Annotated in this window: 16 protein-coding genes; 8 read left to right on the forward strand and 8 right to left on the reverse strand. The window is 56.1% G+C overall.

Going from position 1 to position 16793, the window contains the following annotated elements; all coding sequences use genetic code 11:
* Positions 1-5: 5 nt before the first annotated feature.
* The gene (locus tag L384_RS13850) at positions 6-1637 is read left to right on the forward strand and encodes a Na/Pi cotransporter family protein (protein WP_003860350.1); all 1632 of its coding nucleotides are present in this window, start codon (positions 6-8) and stop codon (positions 1635-1637) included.
* On the opposite strand, the gene L384_RS13845 is transcribed toward L384_RS13850, so the two are convergent.
* Positions 1634-1921, reverse strand: a complete 288-nt coding sequence (locus L384_RS13845; protein WP_022650216.1) for an addiction module antidote protein — start codon at positions 1919-1921, stop codon at positions 1634-1636. The genes L384_RS13850 and L384_RS13845 overlap by 4 nt on opposite strands.
* Before the next feature lie 6 nt (positions 1922-1927).
* Complete coding sequence (locus L384_RS13840; RefSeq protein WP_023315213.1) at positions 1928-2230, reverse strand: type II toxin-antitoxin system RelE/ParE family toxin; 303 nt, start codon at positions 2228-2230, stop codon at positions 1928-1930.
* 197 nt (positions 2231-2427) lie between these two features.
* On the opposite strand from L384_RS13840, the gene rluF reads away from it, so the two are divergent.
* The gene (gene rluF / locus L384_RS13835; protein ID WP_022646725.1) at positions 2428-3300 is read left to right on the forward strand and encodes a 23S rRNA pseudouridine(2604) synthase RluF; all 873 of its coding nucleotides are present in this window, start codon (positions 2428-2430) and stop codon (positions 3298-3300) included.
* Here the strand turns inward: rluF and L384_RS13830 are convergent, their stop codons facing one another.
* The 3 genes from L384_RS13830 to lysC all read right to left on the reverse strand — a co-directional run bounded on the left by L384_RS13830 (position 3301) and on the right by lysC (position 6011).
* Positions 3301-3573 carry a YjbD family protein gene (locus tag L384_RS13830; protein WP_003860346.1) on the reverse strand — a complete coding sequence of 91 codons (273 nt, stop codon included), beginning with the start codon at positions 3571-3573 and terminating at the stop codon, positions 3301-3303. It abuts the gene before it with no gap.
* A 50-nt stretch (positions 3574-3623) separates the two neighbouring features.
* Entirely contained in the window at positions 3624-4568 is a 945-nt protein-coding gene (panS, locus tag L384_RS13825; RefSeq protein ID WP_022650218.1) for a ketopantoate/pantoate/pantothenate transporter PanS, read from the reverse strand.
* 93 nt (positions 4569-4661) lie between these two features.
* Positions 4662-6011 (reverse strand): lysine-sensitive aspartokinase 3, encoded by a 1350-nt coding sequence (gene lysC / locus L384_RS13820; RefSeq protein ID WP_003860344.1) that lies wholly within the window; start codon positions 6009-6011, stop codon positions 4662-4664.
* 374 nt (positions 6012-6385) lie between these two features.
* Between lysC and pgi the strand changes: the two genes are divergently transcribed.
* From pgi to psiE, 6 genes are all read left to right on the forward strand, one after another.
* Positions 6386-8035, forward strand: a complete 1650-nt coding sequence (gene pgi / locus L384_RS13815) for a glucose-6-phosphate isomerase (protein ID WP_003860343.1) — start codon at positions 6386-6388, stop codon at positions 8033-8035.
* Between the two features lie 366 nt (positions 8036-8401).
* Positions 8402-8644, forward strand: coding sequence for an exopolysaccharide production protein YjbE (gene yjbE, locus L384_RS13810; RefSeq protein WP_003860341.1), 243 nt, complete (start codon positions 8402-8404; stop codon positions 8642-8644).
* Positions 8645-8707: 63 nt separating this feature from the next.
* Complete coding sequence (locus L384_RS13805) at positions 8708-9346, forward strand: YjbF family lipoprotein (RefSeq protein WP_003860339.1); 639 nt, start codon at positions 8708-8710, stop codon at positions 9344-9346.
* Positions 9343-10080: a capsule biosynthesis GfcC family protein gene (locus L384_RS13800; protein WP_023315215.1), complete on the forward strand. Its 738-nt coding sequence runs from the start codon at positions 9343-9345 to the stop codon at positions 10078-10080. Before L384_RS13805 ends, L384_RS13800 begins: the two co-directional genes overlap by 4 nt.
* Positions 10080-12176, forward strand: a complete 2097-nt coding sequence (locus L384_RS13795) for a YjbH domain-containing protein (protein WP_003860333.1) — start codon at positions 10080-10082, stop codon at positions 12174-12176. The genes L384_RS13800 and L384_RS13795 overlap by 1 nt, the downstream gene beginning before the upstream one ends.
* 162 nt (positions 12177-12338) lie before the next feature.
* Positions 12339-12749, forward strand: coding sequence for a phosphate-starvation-inducible protein PsiE (gene psiE, locus L384_RS13790; protein WP_000202963.1), 411 nt, complete (start codon positions 12339-12341; stop codon positions 12747-12749).
* Between the two features lie 96 nt (positions 12750-12845).
* Here the strand turns inward: psiE and malG are convergent, their stop codons facing one another.
* The 3 genes from malG to malE form a co-directional block, all read right to left on the reverse strand.
* Positions 12846-13736: a maltose ABC transporter permease MalG gene (gene malG / locus L384_RS13785; RefSeq protein WP_023324006.1), complete on the reverse strand. Its 891-nt coding sequence runs from the start codon at positions 13734-13736 to the stop codon at positions 12846-12848.
* A gap of 14 nt (positions 13737-13750) precedes the next feature.
* The gene (gene malF / locus L384_RS13780; RefSeq protein ID WP_003860331.1) at positions 13751-15295 is read right to left on the reverse strand and encodes a maltose ABC transporter permease MalF; all 1545 of its coding nucleotides are present in this window, start codon (positions 15293-15295) and stop codon (positions 13751-13753) included.
* Between the two features lie 121 nt (positions 15296-15416).
* Positions 15417-16607, reverse strand: coding sequence for a maltose/maltodextrin ABC transporter substrate-binding protein MalE (malE, locus tag L384_RS13775; protein WP_003860330.1), 1191 nt, complete (start codon positions 16605-16607; stop codon positions 15417-15419).
* Positions 16608-16793 lie beyond the last annotated feature (186 nt).

Raw genomic sequence — 16793 nt, forward strand, 5'->3', positions numbered from 1 at the left:
CTACCGTGTTGACGTTGTTACACCTGCTCTCCGCAGTCGCACTGCTGGTATGGGGCACCCATATCGTTCGTACCGGCGTGATGCGCGTGTTTGGCGCACGTTTACGTACCGTTCTCAGCGGCAGCGTTGAGAAGAAGCCGCTCGCCTTCTGCGCGGGTATTGGCGTCACGGCGCTGGTGCAAAGCAGCAACGCCACCACCATGCTCGTCACCTCGTTCGTGGCGCAGGATCTGGTGGCGCTCGCCCCGGCGCTGGTGATTGTCCTGGGCGCCGACGTCGGTACCGCGCTGATGGCGCGTATCCTGACGTTCGATCTCTCCTGGCTGTCGCCGCTGCTGATTTTTATCGGCGTCATTTTCTTCCTCGGCCGTAAGCAAAGCCGTGCCGGGCAGCTTGGCCGCGTCGGTATTGGCCTCGGGCTGATCCTGCTGGCGCTGGAGTTGATTGTGCAGGCTGTCACGCCGATCACCCAGGCCAACGGTGTACAGGTCATCTTCGCCTCGTTAACCGGCGATATTATGCTGGATGCGCTGATCGGCGCAGTATTCGCCATCGTCAGCTACTCCAGCCTGGCAGCGGTCCTGCTGACGGCGACCTTAACCGCCGCAGGGGTCATTTCCTTCCCGGTGGCGCTGTGCCTGGTGATCGGAGCCAACCTCGGCTCTGGCCTGCTGGCGATGCTCAACAACAGCGCCGCCAACGCTGCCGCCCGCCGGGTGGCGCTGGGGAGTTTGCTCTTCAAGCTGGTGGGCAGCCTGATCATTCTGCCGTTTGTACACCCGCTGGCGAACCTGATGGACAATCTCTCTCTGCCGAAAGCGGAACTGGTGATCTACTTCCACGTCTTCTACAACCTGGTGCGCTGTCTGGCGATGGTGCCGTTTGCCGCGCCGATGGCCCGCTTCTGCGAGCGGCTAATTCGTGATGAACCGGAGCTGGACGCGCGCCTTAAACCGAAGCATCTGGACACCTCTGTGCTGGACACGCCCGCGCTGGCCATCGCCAATGCCGCCCGCGAAACGCTGCGCATGGGTGACGCGATGGAAACCATGCTGGAAGGGTTGCAAAAGGTGATGCACGGCGAGCCGCGCGAAGAAAAAGAGTTGCGCAGGCTGGCGGACGATATCAACGTGCTGTATACCGCCATCAAGCTCTATCTGGCGCGGATCCCCCAGGACGAGCTGGCGGAAGAGGAATCCCGCCGCTGGGCGGAAATCATTGAGATGTCGCTTAACCTGGAGCAGGCTTCGGATATTGTCGAGCGTATGGGCAGTGAAATCGCGGACAAATCCCTGGCAGCACGTCGGGCGTTTTCTGTGGAAGGGCTGAAGGAGCTGGAAGCGCTGCACGAACAGCTGGTCAGCAACCTGAAGCTGGCGATGTCGGTCTTCTTCTCCAGCGACGTGCCGAGCGCGCGCCGCCTGCGCCGCAACAAGCATCGTTTCCGCATCCTTAATCGCCGCTACTCGCACGCCCACGTTGAGCGTCTGCATCAGCAGAACGTGCAGAGTATCGAAACCAGCTCGCTCCACCTGGGGCTGCTGGGCGATATGAAACGTCTCAACTCGTTGTTCTGCGCGGTGGCGTACAGCGTGATGGAGCAACCGGATGAAGACGACGAGCGGGATGAGTATTAATCCCCAGAGGGTTTGATTGTTAACCCAAGGCCCAATGCTTTCATGACCGCCAGCGTGGTTTTGAGCGTTGGGTTCCCCTTATCACTGAATGATCGATACAGTTGTTCTCGTGACAGGCCCGTTTGCTGGGAAATGGTCGACATCCCTTTCGCTCGGGCGATGACGCCCAGCGCTTTAGCAATGTACGCTGAGTCACCCGTCTCTAATGCATCAGCCATAAACACAGCGATTTCCTCGTCATCCACCAGTGCGTTGGCTGGATCGTAGGGTGTTAATTTATGCATGCTCATTCACTCCTGCCATTGGGATACATTGCTCAGCATTTTTGCCATAAGTATGTCTCTGGCCTGGCTGCTTTTGTCACCACCACATAACAGCACGATGATGCAATTGCCCTGGTCCTTAAAATAGACTCTGTAGCCCGGGCCAAAGTGGATCCTCAGTTCACTGATACCTTCCCCCACGGGTCTAATGTCGCCCGCTAAGCCATTTGCCAGCCTAAAGAGGCGGGAAGCGATAATCGTCTTTGCCCGCCTGTCCTTTAAATTTTGCTCCCAGCGTCGGAAGGATTCTGTCTGAACGATCTCCTTCATATTACTCCCTGTGATTTATAAACTACAAGCAATTGTCTCTGGAGAGTAAAGCTAAAAGGAGTTAGCTCAAGGATAAATAGCCTGACGCTAAATCCTGAAAGCGTCTCGCAAACTAAAAAACCCGTCTCAGTAACCGTCGGCTAATCTTTTTTTCCAGCCCAAACCTAAGGTATATTTCGCCCTTCACAGGAGAAACTATGCTGCCAACTCAATCAACCCGATTAAACAAATACATTAGCGAGAGCGGGATCTGCTCACGTCGCGAGGCTGACCGTTACATTGAACAGGGTAACGTGTTTCTTAACGGCAAACGCGCCACCATTGGTGATCAGGTGGTACCTGGCGATGTGGTGAAAGTGAATGGTCAGGTCATCGAACCGCGTGATGCCGAAGACCTGGTGTTTATCGCGTTGAACAAACCGGTTGGGATTGTCAGCACCACGGAAGATGGCGAGCGGGACAACATTGTTGATTTCGTGAACCACAGCAGCCGCATTTTCCCGATTGGCCGTCTGGATAAAGACTCTCAGGGGCTGATTTTCCTCACCAACCACGGCGATCTGGTCAACAAAATTCTGCGTGCCGGTAACGACCACGAGAAAGAGTACATCGTGACGGTGAACAAGCCGGTGACGGACGAGTTCATTCGCGGGATGGGCGCAGGCGTGCCGATTCTGGGCACCGTGACGAAGAAGTGTAAAGTCAAAAAAGAAGCGCCGTTCGCGTTCCGCATCACGCTGGTTCAGGGCCTGAACCGCCAGATCCGCCGCATGTGCGAGTACTTCGGTTATGAAGTGACGAAGCTGGAACGCACGCGCATCATGAACGTCAGCCTGTCCGGGATCCCGCTGGGCGAGTGGCGTGACTTAACTGACGACGAGCTGATCGAGCTGTTCAAACTTATCGAGAACTCCTCGTCCGAAGCGAAGCCGAAAGCTAAAGCCAAACCGAAAACGCAGGCGATTAAGCGTCCGGTGGTGAAGGCACCGCAGGCGGAAGAGAAAGGGCGAGGCAAGCCGGGCAACGGAAAACGCTTTACCCAGCCGGGGCGCAAAAAGAAAGGGCGCTGATTAGCGCCTTCCACGGGTTGATGTATTGGCGGACCAGGAAAAGGTCGCCTCTGCATCCGGCTTATAAGCCTGCTCTTTTTTCAGCTTGCGGGCTTTTTTCGCCGCAGCCTCACGTTGCGCCATCAGCTTGTCGATGTACTCTTTTTTAACCTGATTGGTTTCGGCGTTCGTCAGCGTGCGGCCATGCGCGATGCGGGCGCGGTCGAGAAGCGTTTTAAGTTCGCGCTGCTCGGCTTCGGTCATGTCTTTCTGGGTCAAACGTGGTGTAGCCATTGCTGAAGCCTCCTGATGGGGAGGCTTCAGTGTAAAGCAAGCCGGGACAATTAACCCTGTTTCACCGCATCTTTTTTCGGTTGGTCATCAATCGGCTTACCGGACCAGTACCCTGCTAACAGCGAACCGGACAGGTTATGCCAGACGGAGAACAGCGCCCCCGGTAGCGCTGCCAGCGGTGAGAAGTAAATTTTACCCAGCGCCGCCGCCAGGCCGGAGTTCTGCATCCCCACTTCGATCGCCAGCGTGCGGCAGGTGGATTCGTCAAAGCCAAACAGCTTCCCGCCCCAGTAACCGCCCAGCAGACCAATAGTGTTATGCAGCACAACCGCGACGATCACCACAAAGCCCACCGAAGCAATGTGCGATGCGGAACCGGCTACCACGGCGCTGATAATGGCCAGTATGCAGATCATCGAAAACGCGGGCAGATACGGCTCAACCGCTTTCACCACCCGCGGGAAGAGATGGTGGATCACCAGCCCCAGCGCAATCGGGATCACCACGATTTGCAGGATGCTGAGCAGCATGCCCATCACGTCCACCTGGATATGCGCGTCGACATACAGGCGGGTTAACAGAGGCGTGGCAATCACGCCCACCAGCGTGGAAACGGACGAGATGGTGACGGAAAGCGCCACGTCGCCTTTCGCCAGATAGATCATGACGTTAGATGCCGTGCCGCTGGCAACGCTCCCCACCAGCACCATCCCGGCGGAAAGGTCGGGCGGCATCTTAAAGGCCATCGCCAGCAGCCAGGCCGCGAGCGGCATCACCAGGTAGTGCAGGAAAATCCCTGCGGCAACCGGCGCCGGGCGAGACAGCACGCGTTTGAAATCGTCAATTTTCAGATGCACGCCCATGCCGAACATAATCAGCATCAGCAGCGTGGTGACCCACGGACCAATGCCCGTGAACGTGGCAGGAGTGTAATACGCGAGTACAGAGAGCAGCAGCGCCCATAACGGGAACAGCCGGGTGATAGCGGAGAGCATAGTGAATTCCTTGCAGTATTGTCGTGTTGTTTTGTTATAAAAAAGCCGGGTCTGTGCCCGGCTTATCGATATTGTTTAACGTGCTAACGAATTTTATTCAAACAAATTCTGATGAAGTTTCTGCACGACCTGCTCGGCCTGATCGGCAGGGACCAGGAAGCAGAGGTTGTAGCTGGATGCACCGTAGCAGATCATGCGGATATTGAACGGGTCGAGCACGCCGAACACCTCTTTACCCACGCCACAGGCGCGCGACAGCTTGTTGCCGATGATGGCCACCAGCGCCAGGTCTTCTTCCACTTCCACACGGCACAACTCGGAAAGCTCGATCAGCAGCGACTGCGTCAGCAGGGTATCACCCGTTGAGGTTGAACCGGTGGTGTCCAGCGTCAGCGCAATACTCACTTCAGAAGTGGTAATCAAATCTACAGAGATATTGTGGCGCGCCAGGATGCCAAACACTTCTGCCAGGAAGCCGCGGGAATGCAGCATATTATGGCTGTGCAGGGTAACCAGCGTCTGCTTACGACGCAGGGCCAGCGCGCGGAACAGCGGCGGGTTCTCGGTTTTCTTGCAGACCAGCGTCCCGCCCGCCTTTGGATCTTTACTTGAGCCAACGAAGACCGGAATGTCGCTGCGCACGGCGGGCAGCAGCGTGGCCGGGTGCAGCACTTTCGCGCCGAAAGTCGCCATTTCAGCCGCTTCTTCAAAGGCGATCACGTCAATACGTTTTGCCGCAGAGACCACGCGCGGGTCGGTGGTGTAGATTCCCGGCACGTCCGTCCAGATATCCACGCGAGTGGCGTGCAGGGCTTCACCCAGCAGGGCGGCGGTGTAGTCGCTACCGCCACGGCCCAGCGTGGTTGTGCGCCCTTTGGCTTCGCTGCCGATAAAGCCCTGGGTGATCACTATGCCTTCATCCAGGCGCGGGGCAAGCTGCTGGTTAGTCAGCTCAGCCAGGACTTCCACGTCCGGCTCGGCGCGGCCAAAGCGGTCGCTGGTGCGCATGACTTTACGCACGTCGAACCACTGCGCCTGAATATTGCGCTCGCGCATGATCTCAACGAACAGCAGGGTAGACATTAGTTCACCGTGGCTGACCAGCTCATCGGTCAGGGCGGTAGAGGTTGCCAGCGACGCGGCTTCGGCCAGAGTGGTGATATTTTCCAGCAGGCGTTCCACTTCCTCACGAATGACGTTCGGGTTTTGCAGACGCTCGAGAATGTCGAACTGAATTTTGCGCAGTGCATCCAGCTTCACGAAACGCTCGGTCGCTTCCAGTCCTTCAGACAGAGAAACCAGCAGGTTCGTCACGCCGGCTGAGGCGGAAAGTACCACCAGGCGGGTATTCGGATCGGCCAGCACCACATCGGCGCTGCGGTTCATGGCATCGTAGTCTGCCACACTGGTGCCGCCAAACTTGGCGACCACAAAACTCGTCATAACAACCTCGTGTCAGGGAATGAATAGAGCGACCTTGGCACAAGAATGAAGCGAGAACAGGTGCAGGCGCAAAATACGGCCCTATAAATAAAATGCGGGGGAGGTCCTGTCAATGCTGGGATTATGCGGATTTTTCATGGGGGGGTACCCCTCAGAAACAGGACTTATAACAGGCCCATATTTTATGCTCCTTTTTCCCCCTTTTTGACCAACATTTCGCCACGCCGGAAGGGCGCGACAGCAGCTATACTTTTCGGGTCTTTTCACCTGCGTTTGATGCAGACCAGGGCAATGGCATAAAAACCATCACAATTTTTATTTGCAGGCGCTACAATCGACCGCAGTCACAATTCTCAAATCAGAAGAGTATTGCTATGAAAAACATCAACCCAACGCAGACCGCTGCATGGCAGGCACTACAGAAACATTTTGATGAAATGAAAGACGTCACCATCGCGGATCTGTTCGCGAAAGATGCCGATCGTTTCAGCAAGTTTTCCGCCACCTTCGATGACCTGATGCTGGTGGATTTCTCCAAGAACCGTATCACCGAAGAGACGCTGGCGAAGCTGCAAGATCTGGCGAAGGAGACTGAGCTGGCAGATGCCATCAAATCCATGTTCTCCGGTGAGAAGATCAACCGCACCGAAGACCGTGCCGTGCTGCACGTGGCGCTGCGCAACCGTAGCAATACTCCAATTATCGTTGACGGCAAAGATGTGATGCCGGAAGTGAACGCGGTGCTGGAAAAGATGAAAACCTTCTCCGAAGCGATCATCTCAGGTAGCTGGAAAGGCTACACCGGCAAAGCGATCACCGACGTCGTAAACATCGGTATCGGCGGCTCTGACCTCGGCCCGTTCATGGTGACCGAGGCGCTGCGCCCGTACAAAAACCACCTCAACATGCACTTCGTGTCCAACGTCGATGGGACCCACATCGCTGAAGTGCTGAAAAAGGTGAACCCGGAAACCACGCTGTTCCTGGTGGCGTCTAAAACCTTCACCACTCAGGAAACCATGACCAACGCCCACAGCGCGCGCGACTGGTTCCTGAAAACCGCGGGTGACGAAAAGCACGTGGCGAAACACTTTGCGGCGCTGTCCACCAACGGTAAAGCGGTAGGCGAGTTCGGCATTGATACGGCGAACATGTTCGAGTTCTGGGACTGGGTTGGCGGCCGCTACTCTCTGTGGTCTGCAATCGGCCTGTCCATCATTCTGTCCGTCGGCTTCGACAATTTCGTTGAGCTACTCTCCGGTGCGCACGCGATGGACAAACACTTCTCCACCACCGCGCCTGAGAAAAACCTGCCGGTACTGCTGGCGCTGATCGGGATCTGGTACAACAACTTCTTCGGCGCTGAAACCGAAGCGATTCTGCCGTACGACCAGTACATGCACCGCTTTGCGGCCTACTTCCAGCAGGGCAACATGGAATCCAACGGCAAGTACGTTGACCGTAACGGCAACGCGGTGGATTACCAGACTGGCCCAATCATCTGGGGCGAGCCGGGCACCAACGGTCAGCACGCGTTCTACCAGCTGATCCACCAGGGCACCAAAATGGTACCGTGCGATTTCATCGCCCCGGCGATTACGCACAACCCACTGTCCGACCACCATCCGAAGCTGCTGTCTAACTTCTTCGCCCAGACCGAAGCGCTGGCGTTCGGTAAATCCCGCGAGGTGGTTGAGCAGGAGTACCGTGATCAGGGTAAAGATCCGGCAACGCTGGAGCACGTGGTGCCGTTTAAAGTGTTCGAAGGCAACCGTCCAACTAACTCCATCCTGCTGCGCGAAATCACGCCGTTCAGCCTGGGGGCGCTGATTGCCCTCTACGAGCACAAAATCTTCACTCAGGGCGCTATTCTGAACATCTTCACCTTTGACCAGTGGGGCGTTGAGCTGGGCAAACAGCTGGCAAACCGCATTCTGCCAGAGCTGGGTGACGATAAAGCGATCGACAGCCACGACAGCTCCACTAATGGTCTGATTAACCGTTATAAAGCCTGGCGTGCGTAATAAATATGTCATGAACAATGCCGGCGATATGCCGGCATTTTTTTATCGGATAATTCCTGATGTCTGTTAGTTATCTCAAATTCTGAATCTGAGTTTAATCCGAAAAAGACGGTAACCCCGTTAATTGCTGAGGTTTATTTTAAGAAAATACGGAGTGATGCTTTAATGTTCTTATATTATAAATGCTTGATTTATAGTGATTATATATTTCCTTGATTCTTTTTTCCTTCCATTTTTAACCATTAGTCTGAAAACCTCATCCCTATTTACCCCCACGGTAAACCCACTGCTTTAGTTGTGTATACTCGAATCCGCCTGAATTTCTTTTCGGGCAAATCTCCATTCATTCATTGAAGGGAAATTGTTATGAAGAAAGTACTGTATGGCATTTTTGCCATATCTGCGCTTGCGGCGACGTCTGTCTATGCAGCTCCGGTCCAGGTCGGGGAAGCAGCAGGGTCGGCAGCGACGTCTGCGTCTGCGGGGAGTTCTACCGCAGCCAGCACCAGCGCCGTAAGTTCAGCCGTGGGTGTCGCGCTGGCGGCAACCGGTGGCGGTGATGGCTCCAATACCGGAACCACGACCACTACGACGACCAGCACCCAGTAATACCGGGTGTTTTAATCATAACCACACTTCGGTGTGGTTATTTCGCCCCTTCGGAGAAGAGTCGTGAAGCGACCTGCAATCATCCTGATTTGCCTGCTGTTGCAGGCGTGCTCAGCTACCACCAAAGGGCTGGGCCACTCACTGTGGGACAGCATGTTCGGCACGCCGGGCGTGCATCTGACCGATGACGAACTTCAGAACATGCCGTATGCCAGCCAGTACATGCAGCTAAACGATGGTCCGCAACTGTTTGTGGTGCTCGCTTTCGATGAAAACGGGCAGCAGAAATGGGTGACGCAGGATCAGGCCACCATCGTGACGCAGCATTCCCGCATCGTGAAAACGTTGCTCGGCGGCGACAACCTGCTTGAGGTGAACAACCTGGCTGAAGATCCGCTCATCAAGCCGAATCAGATTGTCGATGGCGCAAGCTGGACGCGCACGATGGGCTGGACCGAGCACAAACAGGTGCGCTACGCCACGGCCCGCTCCACCTTCCGCTGGGACGGTACGGACAGTGTCAAAGTGGGCAGCGACGAAACGCAGGTGCGCGTGCTGGATGAAGAGGTGACAACCGATCAGGCCACCTGGCATAACCGCTTCTGGGTGGACGAAGAGGGGCAAATCCGCCAGTCCTTGCAGTATCTCGGTGCCGGTTTCTTCCCGGTGAAGACCACCCTGATCAAGGCGGCGAAATCATGAAAATGTTCATCCACATTGCGCTTCTCGCCAGCCTGGCCTCGCCGCTGGCGTGGTCTGCGGGAACGGTACAGGTCTACACCCCGGACAGCGAAAAACCTAAAACCTTAACCAATGCCGGGCATCTGCTCGATCTGGTGGGGCAGCCGAGGCTGGCGAAAAGCTGGTGGACCGGGGCGGTTATCAGCGAGCGTCAGGCGACGATTGTAGCGGAACAAAAACATCAGGCGCTGCTCGCCCGACTGAGCGGGCTGGCACAACAGGAAGATGCCGACGATGCCGCGGCTATTACTAGCCTGCGTCAGCAGCTTCAGGCGGTTAAGGTGACGGGGCGCCAGAAGGTGAATCTCGATCCCGACGAAGTGCGTGTCGCGGAAAACGGCAATCCGTCGCTGGAAGGGGACTATACCCTGTGGCTTCCGGCTCAGCCTTCCACCGTCACCGTGATGGGGCTTCTCAGCAGCCCTGGCAAAAAGCCGTTTACGCCGGGCCGGGACGTGGCGAGCTATCTCGACGAGCAAAGTCTGCTCAGCGGAGCGGATAAAAGCTATGCCTGGGTGGTCTATCCGGACGGGCATACGCAGAAAGCGCCGGTGGCTTACTGGAATAAACGCCATATCGAACCTATGCCGGGCAGCATCATTTTTGTCGGTTTTGCCGACCATTTCTGGACGAAAGCGTATGACGGGCTTAATGCCGATATCCTTCGCTCCCTGATACAGCGGATACCGGAATAATGAAAAAAACCTATCTCTACAGCATGCTTGCACTGTGCGTGAGTGCCGCCTGTCATGCAGAAACGTATCCGGCACCCATCGGCCCGTCGCAGTCCGATTTTGGCGGCGTGGGCTTACTGCAAACCCCAACCGCGCGTATGGCCCGCGAGGGGGAAATCAGCCTTAACTATCGCGATAACGATCAGTACCGTTACTACTCTGCGTCCGTGCAGCTGTTCCCCTGGCTGGAGACCACGCTGCGCTACACCGACGTGCGTACAAAACAGTACAGCAGCGTAGACGCTTTCTCCGGCGATCAGACCTACAAAGACAAAGCCTTCGACGTGAAGCTGCGCCTGTGGGAAGAGAGCTACTGGATGCCGCAGGTCTCCGTTGGTGCGAAAGACATTGGCGGGACCGGCCTGTTTGACGCGGAATACATCGTGGCCAGCAAAGCCTGGGGACCGTTTGATTTCTCGCTTGGTCTGGGATGGGGCTATCTGGGTACCAGCGGCAACGTCAAAAATCCGTTCTGCTCCTACAGTGATAAATACTGCTACCGTGATAACAGCTACCAGAAAGCGGGCTCCATCAACGGCGACCAGATGTTCCACGGCCCGGCCTCGCTGTTTGGTGGTGTAGAGTATCAAACGCCATGGCAGCCGCTGCGCCTGAAGCTGGAGTACGAAGGTAATAACTACAGCGAAGATTTTGCCGGCAAAATTGAGCAGAAGAGCAAGTTTAACGTCGGCGCCATTTACCGCGTCACCGACTGGGCCGACGTTAACCTCAGCTATGAGCGCGGTAATACCCTGATGTTTGGCTTTACCCTGCGCACTAACTTTAACGACATGCGGCCGCACTATAATGACAACCCGCGGCCAAAATATCAGCCGGAGCCGCAGGATGCGATCATTCAGCACTCCGTGGTAGCGAACCAGCTGACGCTGCTGAAATATAACGCGGGCCTGGCGGATCCGAAGATCCAGACCAAAGGCGATACGCTGTATGTTACCGGCGAGCAGGTGAAATACCGCGACTCCCGCGAAGGGATCGAGCGCGCCAACCGGATCGTCATGAACGATCTGCCGGAGGGGATCCGCACGATCCGCGTGACGGAGAACCGCCTGAATCTGCCGCAGGTCACCACCGAAACCGATGTTGCCAGCCTTAAGCGTCATCTTGAAGGCGAACCGCTCGGGCATGAAACCGAGCTGGTGCAAAAACGCGTTGAGCCGGTGGTGCCGGAAACCACCGAGCAGGGCTGGTATATCGATAAATCGCGCTTCGATTTCCATATCGATCCGGTGCTGAACCAGTCCGTGGGTGGGCCGGAAAACTTCTACATGTATCAGCTGGGCGCGATGGCGACGGCAGATCTGTGGGTGACCGACCACCTGTTGACCACCGGTAGTCTGTTCGGCAACATTGCCAACAACTACGACAAATTTAACTACACCAACCCGCCGAACGATTCAAAACTGCCGCGCGTGCGTACCCGCGTTCGCGAATATGTGCAGAACGATATCTACGTGAATAACCTCCAGGCCAACTACTTCCAGTACTTCGGCAACGGCTTCTACGGCCAGGTTTACGGTGGCTATCTGGAAACCATGTTCGGCGGCGCCGGGGCAGAAGTGCTTTATCGTCCTGTCGACAGCAACTGGGCGTTTGGGGTTGATGCCAACTACGTGAAACAGCGTGACTGGCGCAGCGCGCAGGACATGATGAAGTTCACCGACTACAGCGTCAAAACCGGCCACCTGACCGCCTACTGGACGCCGTCGTTCGCGCAGGACGTGCTGGTAAAAGCCAGCGTCGGCCAGTATCTGGCGGGCGATAAGGGCGGCACGCTGGATATCTCCAAACACTTTGACAGCGGCGTTGTGGTGGGCGGCTATGCCACCATCACCAACGTTTCGCCAGACGAGTACGGGGAAGGGGACTTCACCAAAGGGGTGTACGTGTCGATTCCGCTGGATCTGTTCTCATCAGGCCCAACCCGCAGCCGTGCGGCAGTGGGCTGGACGCCGCTGACGCGCGACGGCGGTCAGCAGCTTGGACGTAAATTCCAGCTGTATGATATGACCAGCGATAAGAACATTAACTTCCGCTGATGCTTCACGCCGGGCGGCACTGCGTTTGCCCGGCCTACGGTTTTTGTAGGCCCGGTAAGCGCAGCGCCACCGGGCGAATGCGCCAAACATAAACAAAAAATATAGATCCCCGTCACATTTTTGCGTTATACAGGAACCTCGCCCTGGAGAATGAGGTGCTGTATGACATCCCTGACTCGTCCGCGCGTTGAGTTTATCTCAACGATACTCCAGACCGTACTGAACCTCGGTCTGCTGAGCCTTGGCCTGATCCTGGTCGTTTTTCTGGGTAAAGAGACGGTGCATCTGGCGGATGTGCTCTTCGCTCCTGAGCAAACCAGCAAATACGCACTGGTGGAAGGCCTGGTGGTCTACTTTCTCTACTTTGAATTTATCGCCCTGATTGTGAAGTACTTTCAGTCCGGCTTTCACTTCCCGCTGCGCTATTTTGTCTACATTGGCATCACCGCCATTGTGCGGCTGATCATCGTCGATCATAAATCCCCGCTCGACGTGCTGATCTACTCGGCGGCGATCCTGCTGCTGGTGATCACCCTCTGGCTGTGCAACTCAAAGCGGCTAAAACGCGAATAAAAAAAGGGCGCTCCGAAGAGCGCCTAACAACAGTCACAAGTTGGTTCAATACAATACGTCTAAAGTTGAGGGTTGCAGTGGCATAACAGATGAAACTTAACCTTTCACACCGCCCGCCGTCAGGCCGTTGACCAGCCAGCGCTGGGCCAGCAGGAACACCACGGTAATCGGGATGGCAGAGAGGACGGCCGCCGCGGCAAAGTCGCCCCACAGGTAGTTTTGCGGGTTGAGATACTGCTGCATACCGACGGCCAGGGTGTAGCTGTTTACATCGCGCAGTAACAGAGAGGCGACCGGTACTTCGGTGATCGCCGCGATAAACGACAGAATAAACACCACCGCCAGAATCGGCACCGACAACGGCAGCAGCACCAGGCGGAACGCCTGCCACGGTGTCGCGCCATCCAGTGCCGCCGCTTCTTCCAGCGAGCCGTCGATGGTTTCGAAATAGCCTTTAATGGTCCACACGTGCAGGGCGATACCGCCGAGATAGGCGAAGATCACGCCGCCGTGAGTGTTCAGGCCGATGAACGGCACGTACTGGCCCAGACGGTCAAACAAGGCATATAACGCCACCAGCGACAGTACGGCCGGGAACATCTGGAAAATCAGCATCCCTTTCAGCAGGGTCGCTTTGCCCGGAAAACGCATACGGGCGAAGGCGTAAGCACAGGTGGTGGAGAGCGTCACGATGCCGATGGCTGTGATGGTTGCCACCTTCACCGAGTTCCACAGCCACAGCAGCACCGGGAACGGCGGCGGCGTGACGCGGCCATCCGCGTGTTCCACGCTGAAGCCCAGCGCGAGCTTCCAGTGCTCCCAGGAGATTTCATCCGGGATCAGGCTCCCGGTGGCGAAGTTCCCCGAACGCAGGGAGATGGCGATAACCATCAGCAGCGGGAACATGATCGCCGCGATGAAAATCAGCAGGCCTAAGTGCGTCACGAGGAGGCGCAGTTTCTGAGATTTGGGTTGTACCATTGCCATGTTCAGTGCCCTCCTTAGTCAAATTTCATACGTGTGGCTTTCAGGTTCACAATCGCCAGGGCGCCAACCAGCAGGAAGATCAGGGTGGCAATCGCCGCCGCCAGGCCGAAGTCCTGACCGCCGCCGCCCTCGAAGGCGATGCGGTAGGTGTAGCTCACGAGCAGGTCGGTATAGCCTGCCGGCGTGGTGGTGCCGAGACGGTCCGGACCGCCGTTGGTCAACAGCTGAATCAGCACGAAGTTGTTAAAGTTAAAGGCGAAGCTGGCAATCATCAGCGGCGTCAGCGGCTTAATGAGCAGCGGCAGGGTAATTTTGAAGAAGTTCTGGAACGGACCCGCGCCGTCCATCGCCGAGGCTTCGTAAAGGTCGTCCGGGATGGCCTTCAGCAGCCCCATGCACAGGATCATCATGTACGGATAGCCCAGCCAGGTGTTCACGATGATAATCATCGAGCGAGCGGTGGTCGGGTCGCTGAACCAGGCCGGTTTAATGCCGAACAGCGCGCTCAGCATCATGTTGATTTCACCGAAGCTCTGGTTAAACAGCCCTTTGAAAATCAGAATCGAGATGAACGACGGCACGGCGTACGGCAGAATCAGCAGCACGCGGTAAATCGCTTTGCCCTTCAGGGACTCCCACTGCACGAGGCAGGCCAGCACCATGCCCACGGCCACGGTCAGGATCACGGTCAGCACCGAGAAGACCACCGTCCAGACGAAGATGGCGAAGAACGGTTTCTGAATGCCTTCGTCGGTAAATACGCGGGTAAAGTTGTCCCAGCCGATGGTGACGGTATAGCCCGGGCTGAGTTTGTCATCCCCCCAACTGCCGTCGGCATTCACCGACTGATAGAAACCAATATCGTTGTTCGGGCGGTACTTCACGCCGCTCTGGTTGTTGGTCAGCGTGCCGTCATCCGCCAGGGTATAGAGCGGTTGGGTGCCGGAGAACTGGCGCAGCGAGCTCATGATCACTTTGCTTTCGTCTGGCAGTACGGCGGTGAGCTGGGTCAGTGCCTGGCGATTCTGGGTGATGATACGCAGGTTGGCACGTTCACCTTCCGGCAGGGCCGCAGCCTCTTTTAAGGTCAGCTTCTGCTCACCGCCAAATTTGAACGCGTCGGAAAGATAGGTTTTGCCGCTCTCACCGTCAGTGAGCGCTAACTTCCACTCATCACCCGCAGGATACAGGCCGAAGTTAAAGGTTTTACCCGCCTGATAAGAACGGTCCAGAAGCACCTGGGTGGCACGCTCCTGCGCGAGCTGGTTGGTGCTGCTGTAGTTGGTAAAGGCAATCGCGATGGTGCAGATCAACGGAAAGAGGACAAACAGCCCCATCCCGGCAACGCCCGGGTAAACATAGCGCCAGGCATACGCTTTACGGTTGGCGAAAATATACAGGCCAACCGAGCTTAAAATCAGCGTCATGATGGCGAATAGGTATTCCCCTTGCACGTACATTAAAACAACAAGGTAACCCACCAGCAGACACAGCAGACCTATCACTGACCACTTCAGTGCGTCGCTTTGCCACCAGTGTTTCTTTTTAATGACATCCATGGGGTTCTTCCTCTACAACGGTGGAAACTTATCGTCAGGTGGCGCTGCGCTTACCTGACCTACGGATCGTGCCGTAGTCGTAGGGCGGGTAAGCGCATGCGCCACCCGCCGTTTTTCAGACTTACTTAGTAATACGACCCTGAGCATCTTTCAGCGCGGCATCGACAGTCTGGCGACCGCTTGCAGCGTTGATGACGGCGGTACGGGTGGCGTACCAGAATGCAGCCATCTGAGGGATGTTCGGCATGATTTCGCCTTTCTGGGCGTTATCCATGGTGGCCGCAATACGTGGATCTTTCGCCAGCTGATCCTGGAAGGATTTCAGCGCAACGGCGCCCAGCGGTTTGTCCTTGTTCACTTCATCCAGACCCTGATCGGTCAGCAGGTAGTTTTCGAGGAACTCTTTCGCCAGCTCTTTGTTCGGGCTGGCGGCGTTGATGCCTGCGCTCAGCACGCCCACGAACGGTTTAGACGGTTTGCCGTTGAAGGTTGGCAGCAGGGTCACGCCGTAGTTGATTTTGCTCTTGTCGATGTTGGTCCAGGCCCACGGACCGTTGATGGTCATCGCGGTTTCGCCTTTGTTGAACGCCGCTTCCGCGATGGAGTAGTCAGTATCCGCGTTCATGTGTTTGTTCTTAATCAGGTCAACCAGGAAGGTCAGACCTTTTTTCGCGCCCGCACTGTCCACGCCCACGTCTTTCACGTCATATTTGCCGTTTTCAAACTTGAACGCGTAGCCGCCGTCGGCAGCAATCAGCGGCCAGGTGAAGTACGGTTCTTGCAGGTTGAACATCAGAGCGGATTTACCCTTCGCCTTCAGCTCTTTATCCAGAGCAGGGATCTCTTCCCAGGTTTTCGGTGGGTTTGGCACCAGGTCTTTGTTGTAAATCAGTGACAGGGCTTCAACCGCGATTGGGTAAGCGATCAGCTTGCCGTTATAGCGAACGGCGTCCCAGGTGAACGGGAACAGTTTGTCCTGGAAGGCTTTGTCTGGCGTAACTTCTGCCAGCAGGCCAGACTGCGCGTAGCCCCCGAAACGGTCATGCGCCCAGAAGATAATGTCCGGACCATCGCCCGTTGCCGCAACCTGCGGGAACTTCTCTTCCAGTTTGTCCGGGTGCTCTACGGTGACTTTGATACCGGTGTCTTTCTCGAATTTTTTGCCCACTTCGGCCAGACCGTTATAGCCCTTGTCGCCGTTAATCCAGATAACCAGCTTACCTTCTTCAATTTTGGCGAGAGCCGGTGCGGAAATCATCATTGCTGCGAGGGCGGACAATGCGAAAACGCGTGCGCCAGTCTTGATCTTCATATCTGCCATCCTTTATTGGTGATGTGCTCGTGGATACATAAGGTGGTTCAACGTGACTCAGTCTCCTTATTTGACATCCTCTTTCCATCCTCCCAGTCCCTACGCCCCACCCCCTGTTTGTGTGATCCCTGTAACATAAATTTAAGTTATGAGTGCTGGCGCACATAAAAACCCACTGAATTTTGC

Source organism: Enterobacter sp. MGH 38, from assembly GCF_000492855.1.
Taxonomy (GTDB): domain Bacteria; phylum Pseudomonadota; class Gammaproteobacteria; order Enterobacterales; family Enterobacteriaceae; genus Enterobacter; species Enterobacter hormaechei_C.

Excerpts from the sequence above, each read along its gene's own strand:
- malG (WP_023324006.1), bottom strand. The coding sequence starts at position 13,736 with ATGGCAATGGTACAACCCAAATCTCAGAAACTGCGCCTCCTCGTGACG.
- rluF (WP_022646725.1), top strand. The coding sequence starts at position 2,428 with ATGCTGCCAACTCAATCAACCCGATTAAACAAATACATTAGCGAGAGC.
- L384_RS13845 (WP_022650216.1), bottom strand. The coding sequence starts at position 1,921 with ATGCATAAATTAACACCCTACGATCCAGCCAACGCACTGGTGGATGAC.
- lysC (WP_003860344.1), bottom strand. The coding sequence starts at position 6,011 with ATGACGAGTTTTGTGGTCGCCAAGTTTGGCGGCACCAGTGTGGCAGAC.
- malF (WP_003860331.1), bottom strand. The coding sequence starts at position 15,295 with ATGGATGTCATTAAAAAGAAACACTGGTGGCAAAGCGACGCACTGAAG.
- malE (WP_003860330.1), bottom strand. The coding sequence starts at position 16,607 with ATGAAGATCAAGACTGGCGCACGCGTTTTCGCATTGTCCGCCCTCGCA.
- panS (WP_022650218.1), bottom strand. The coding sequence starts at position 4,568 with ATGCTCTCCGCTATCACCCGGCTGTTCCCGTTATGGGCGCTGCTGCTC.
- L384_RS13795 (WP_003860333.1), top strand. The coding sequence starts at position 10,080 with ATGAAAAAAACCTATCTCTACAGCATGCTTGCACTGTGCGTGAGTGCC.
- pgi (WP_003860343.1), top strand. The coding sequence starts at position 6,386 with ATGAAAAACATCAACCCAACGCAGACCGCTGCATGGCAGGCACTACAG.
- L384_RS13840 (WP_023315213.1), bottom strand. The coding sequence starts at position 2,230 with ATGAAGGAGATCGTTCAGACAGAATCCTTCCGACGCTGGGAGCAAAAT.
- L384_RS13830 (WP_003860346.1), bottom strand. The coding sequence starts at position 3,573 with ATGGCTACACCACGTTTGACCCAGAAAGACATGACCGAAGCCGAGCAG.
- L384_RS13800 (WP_023315215.1), top strand. The coding sequence starts at position 9,343 with ATGAAAATGTTCATCCACATTGCGCTTCTCGCCAGCCTGGCCTCGCCG.
- psiE (WP_000202963.1), top strand. The coding sequence starts at position 12,339 with ATGACATCCCTGACTCGTCCGCGCGTTGAGTTTATCTCAACGATACTC.
- yjbE (WP_003860341.1), top strand. The coding sequence starts at position 8,402 with ATGAAGAAAGTACTGTATGGCATTTTTGCCATATCTGCGCTTGCGGCG.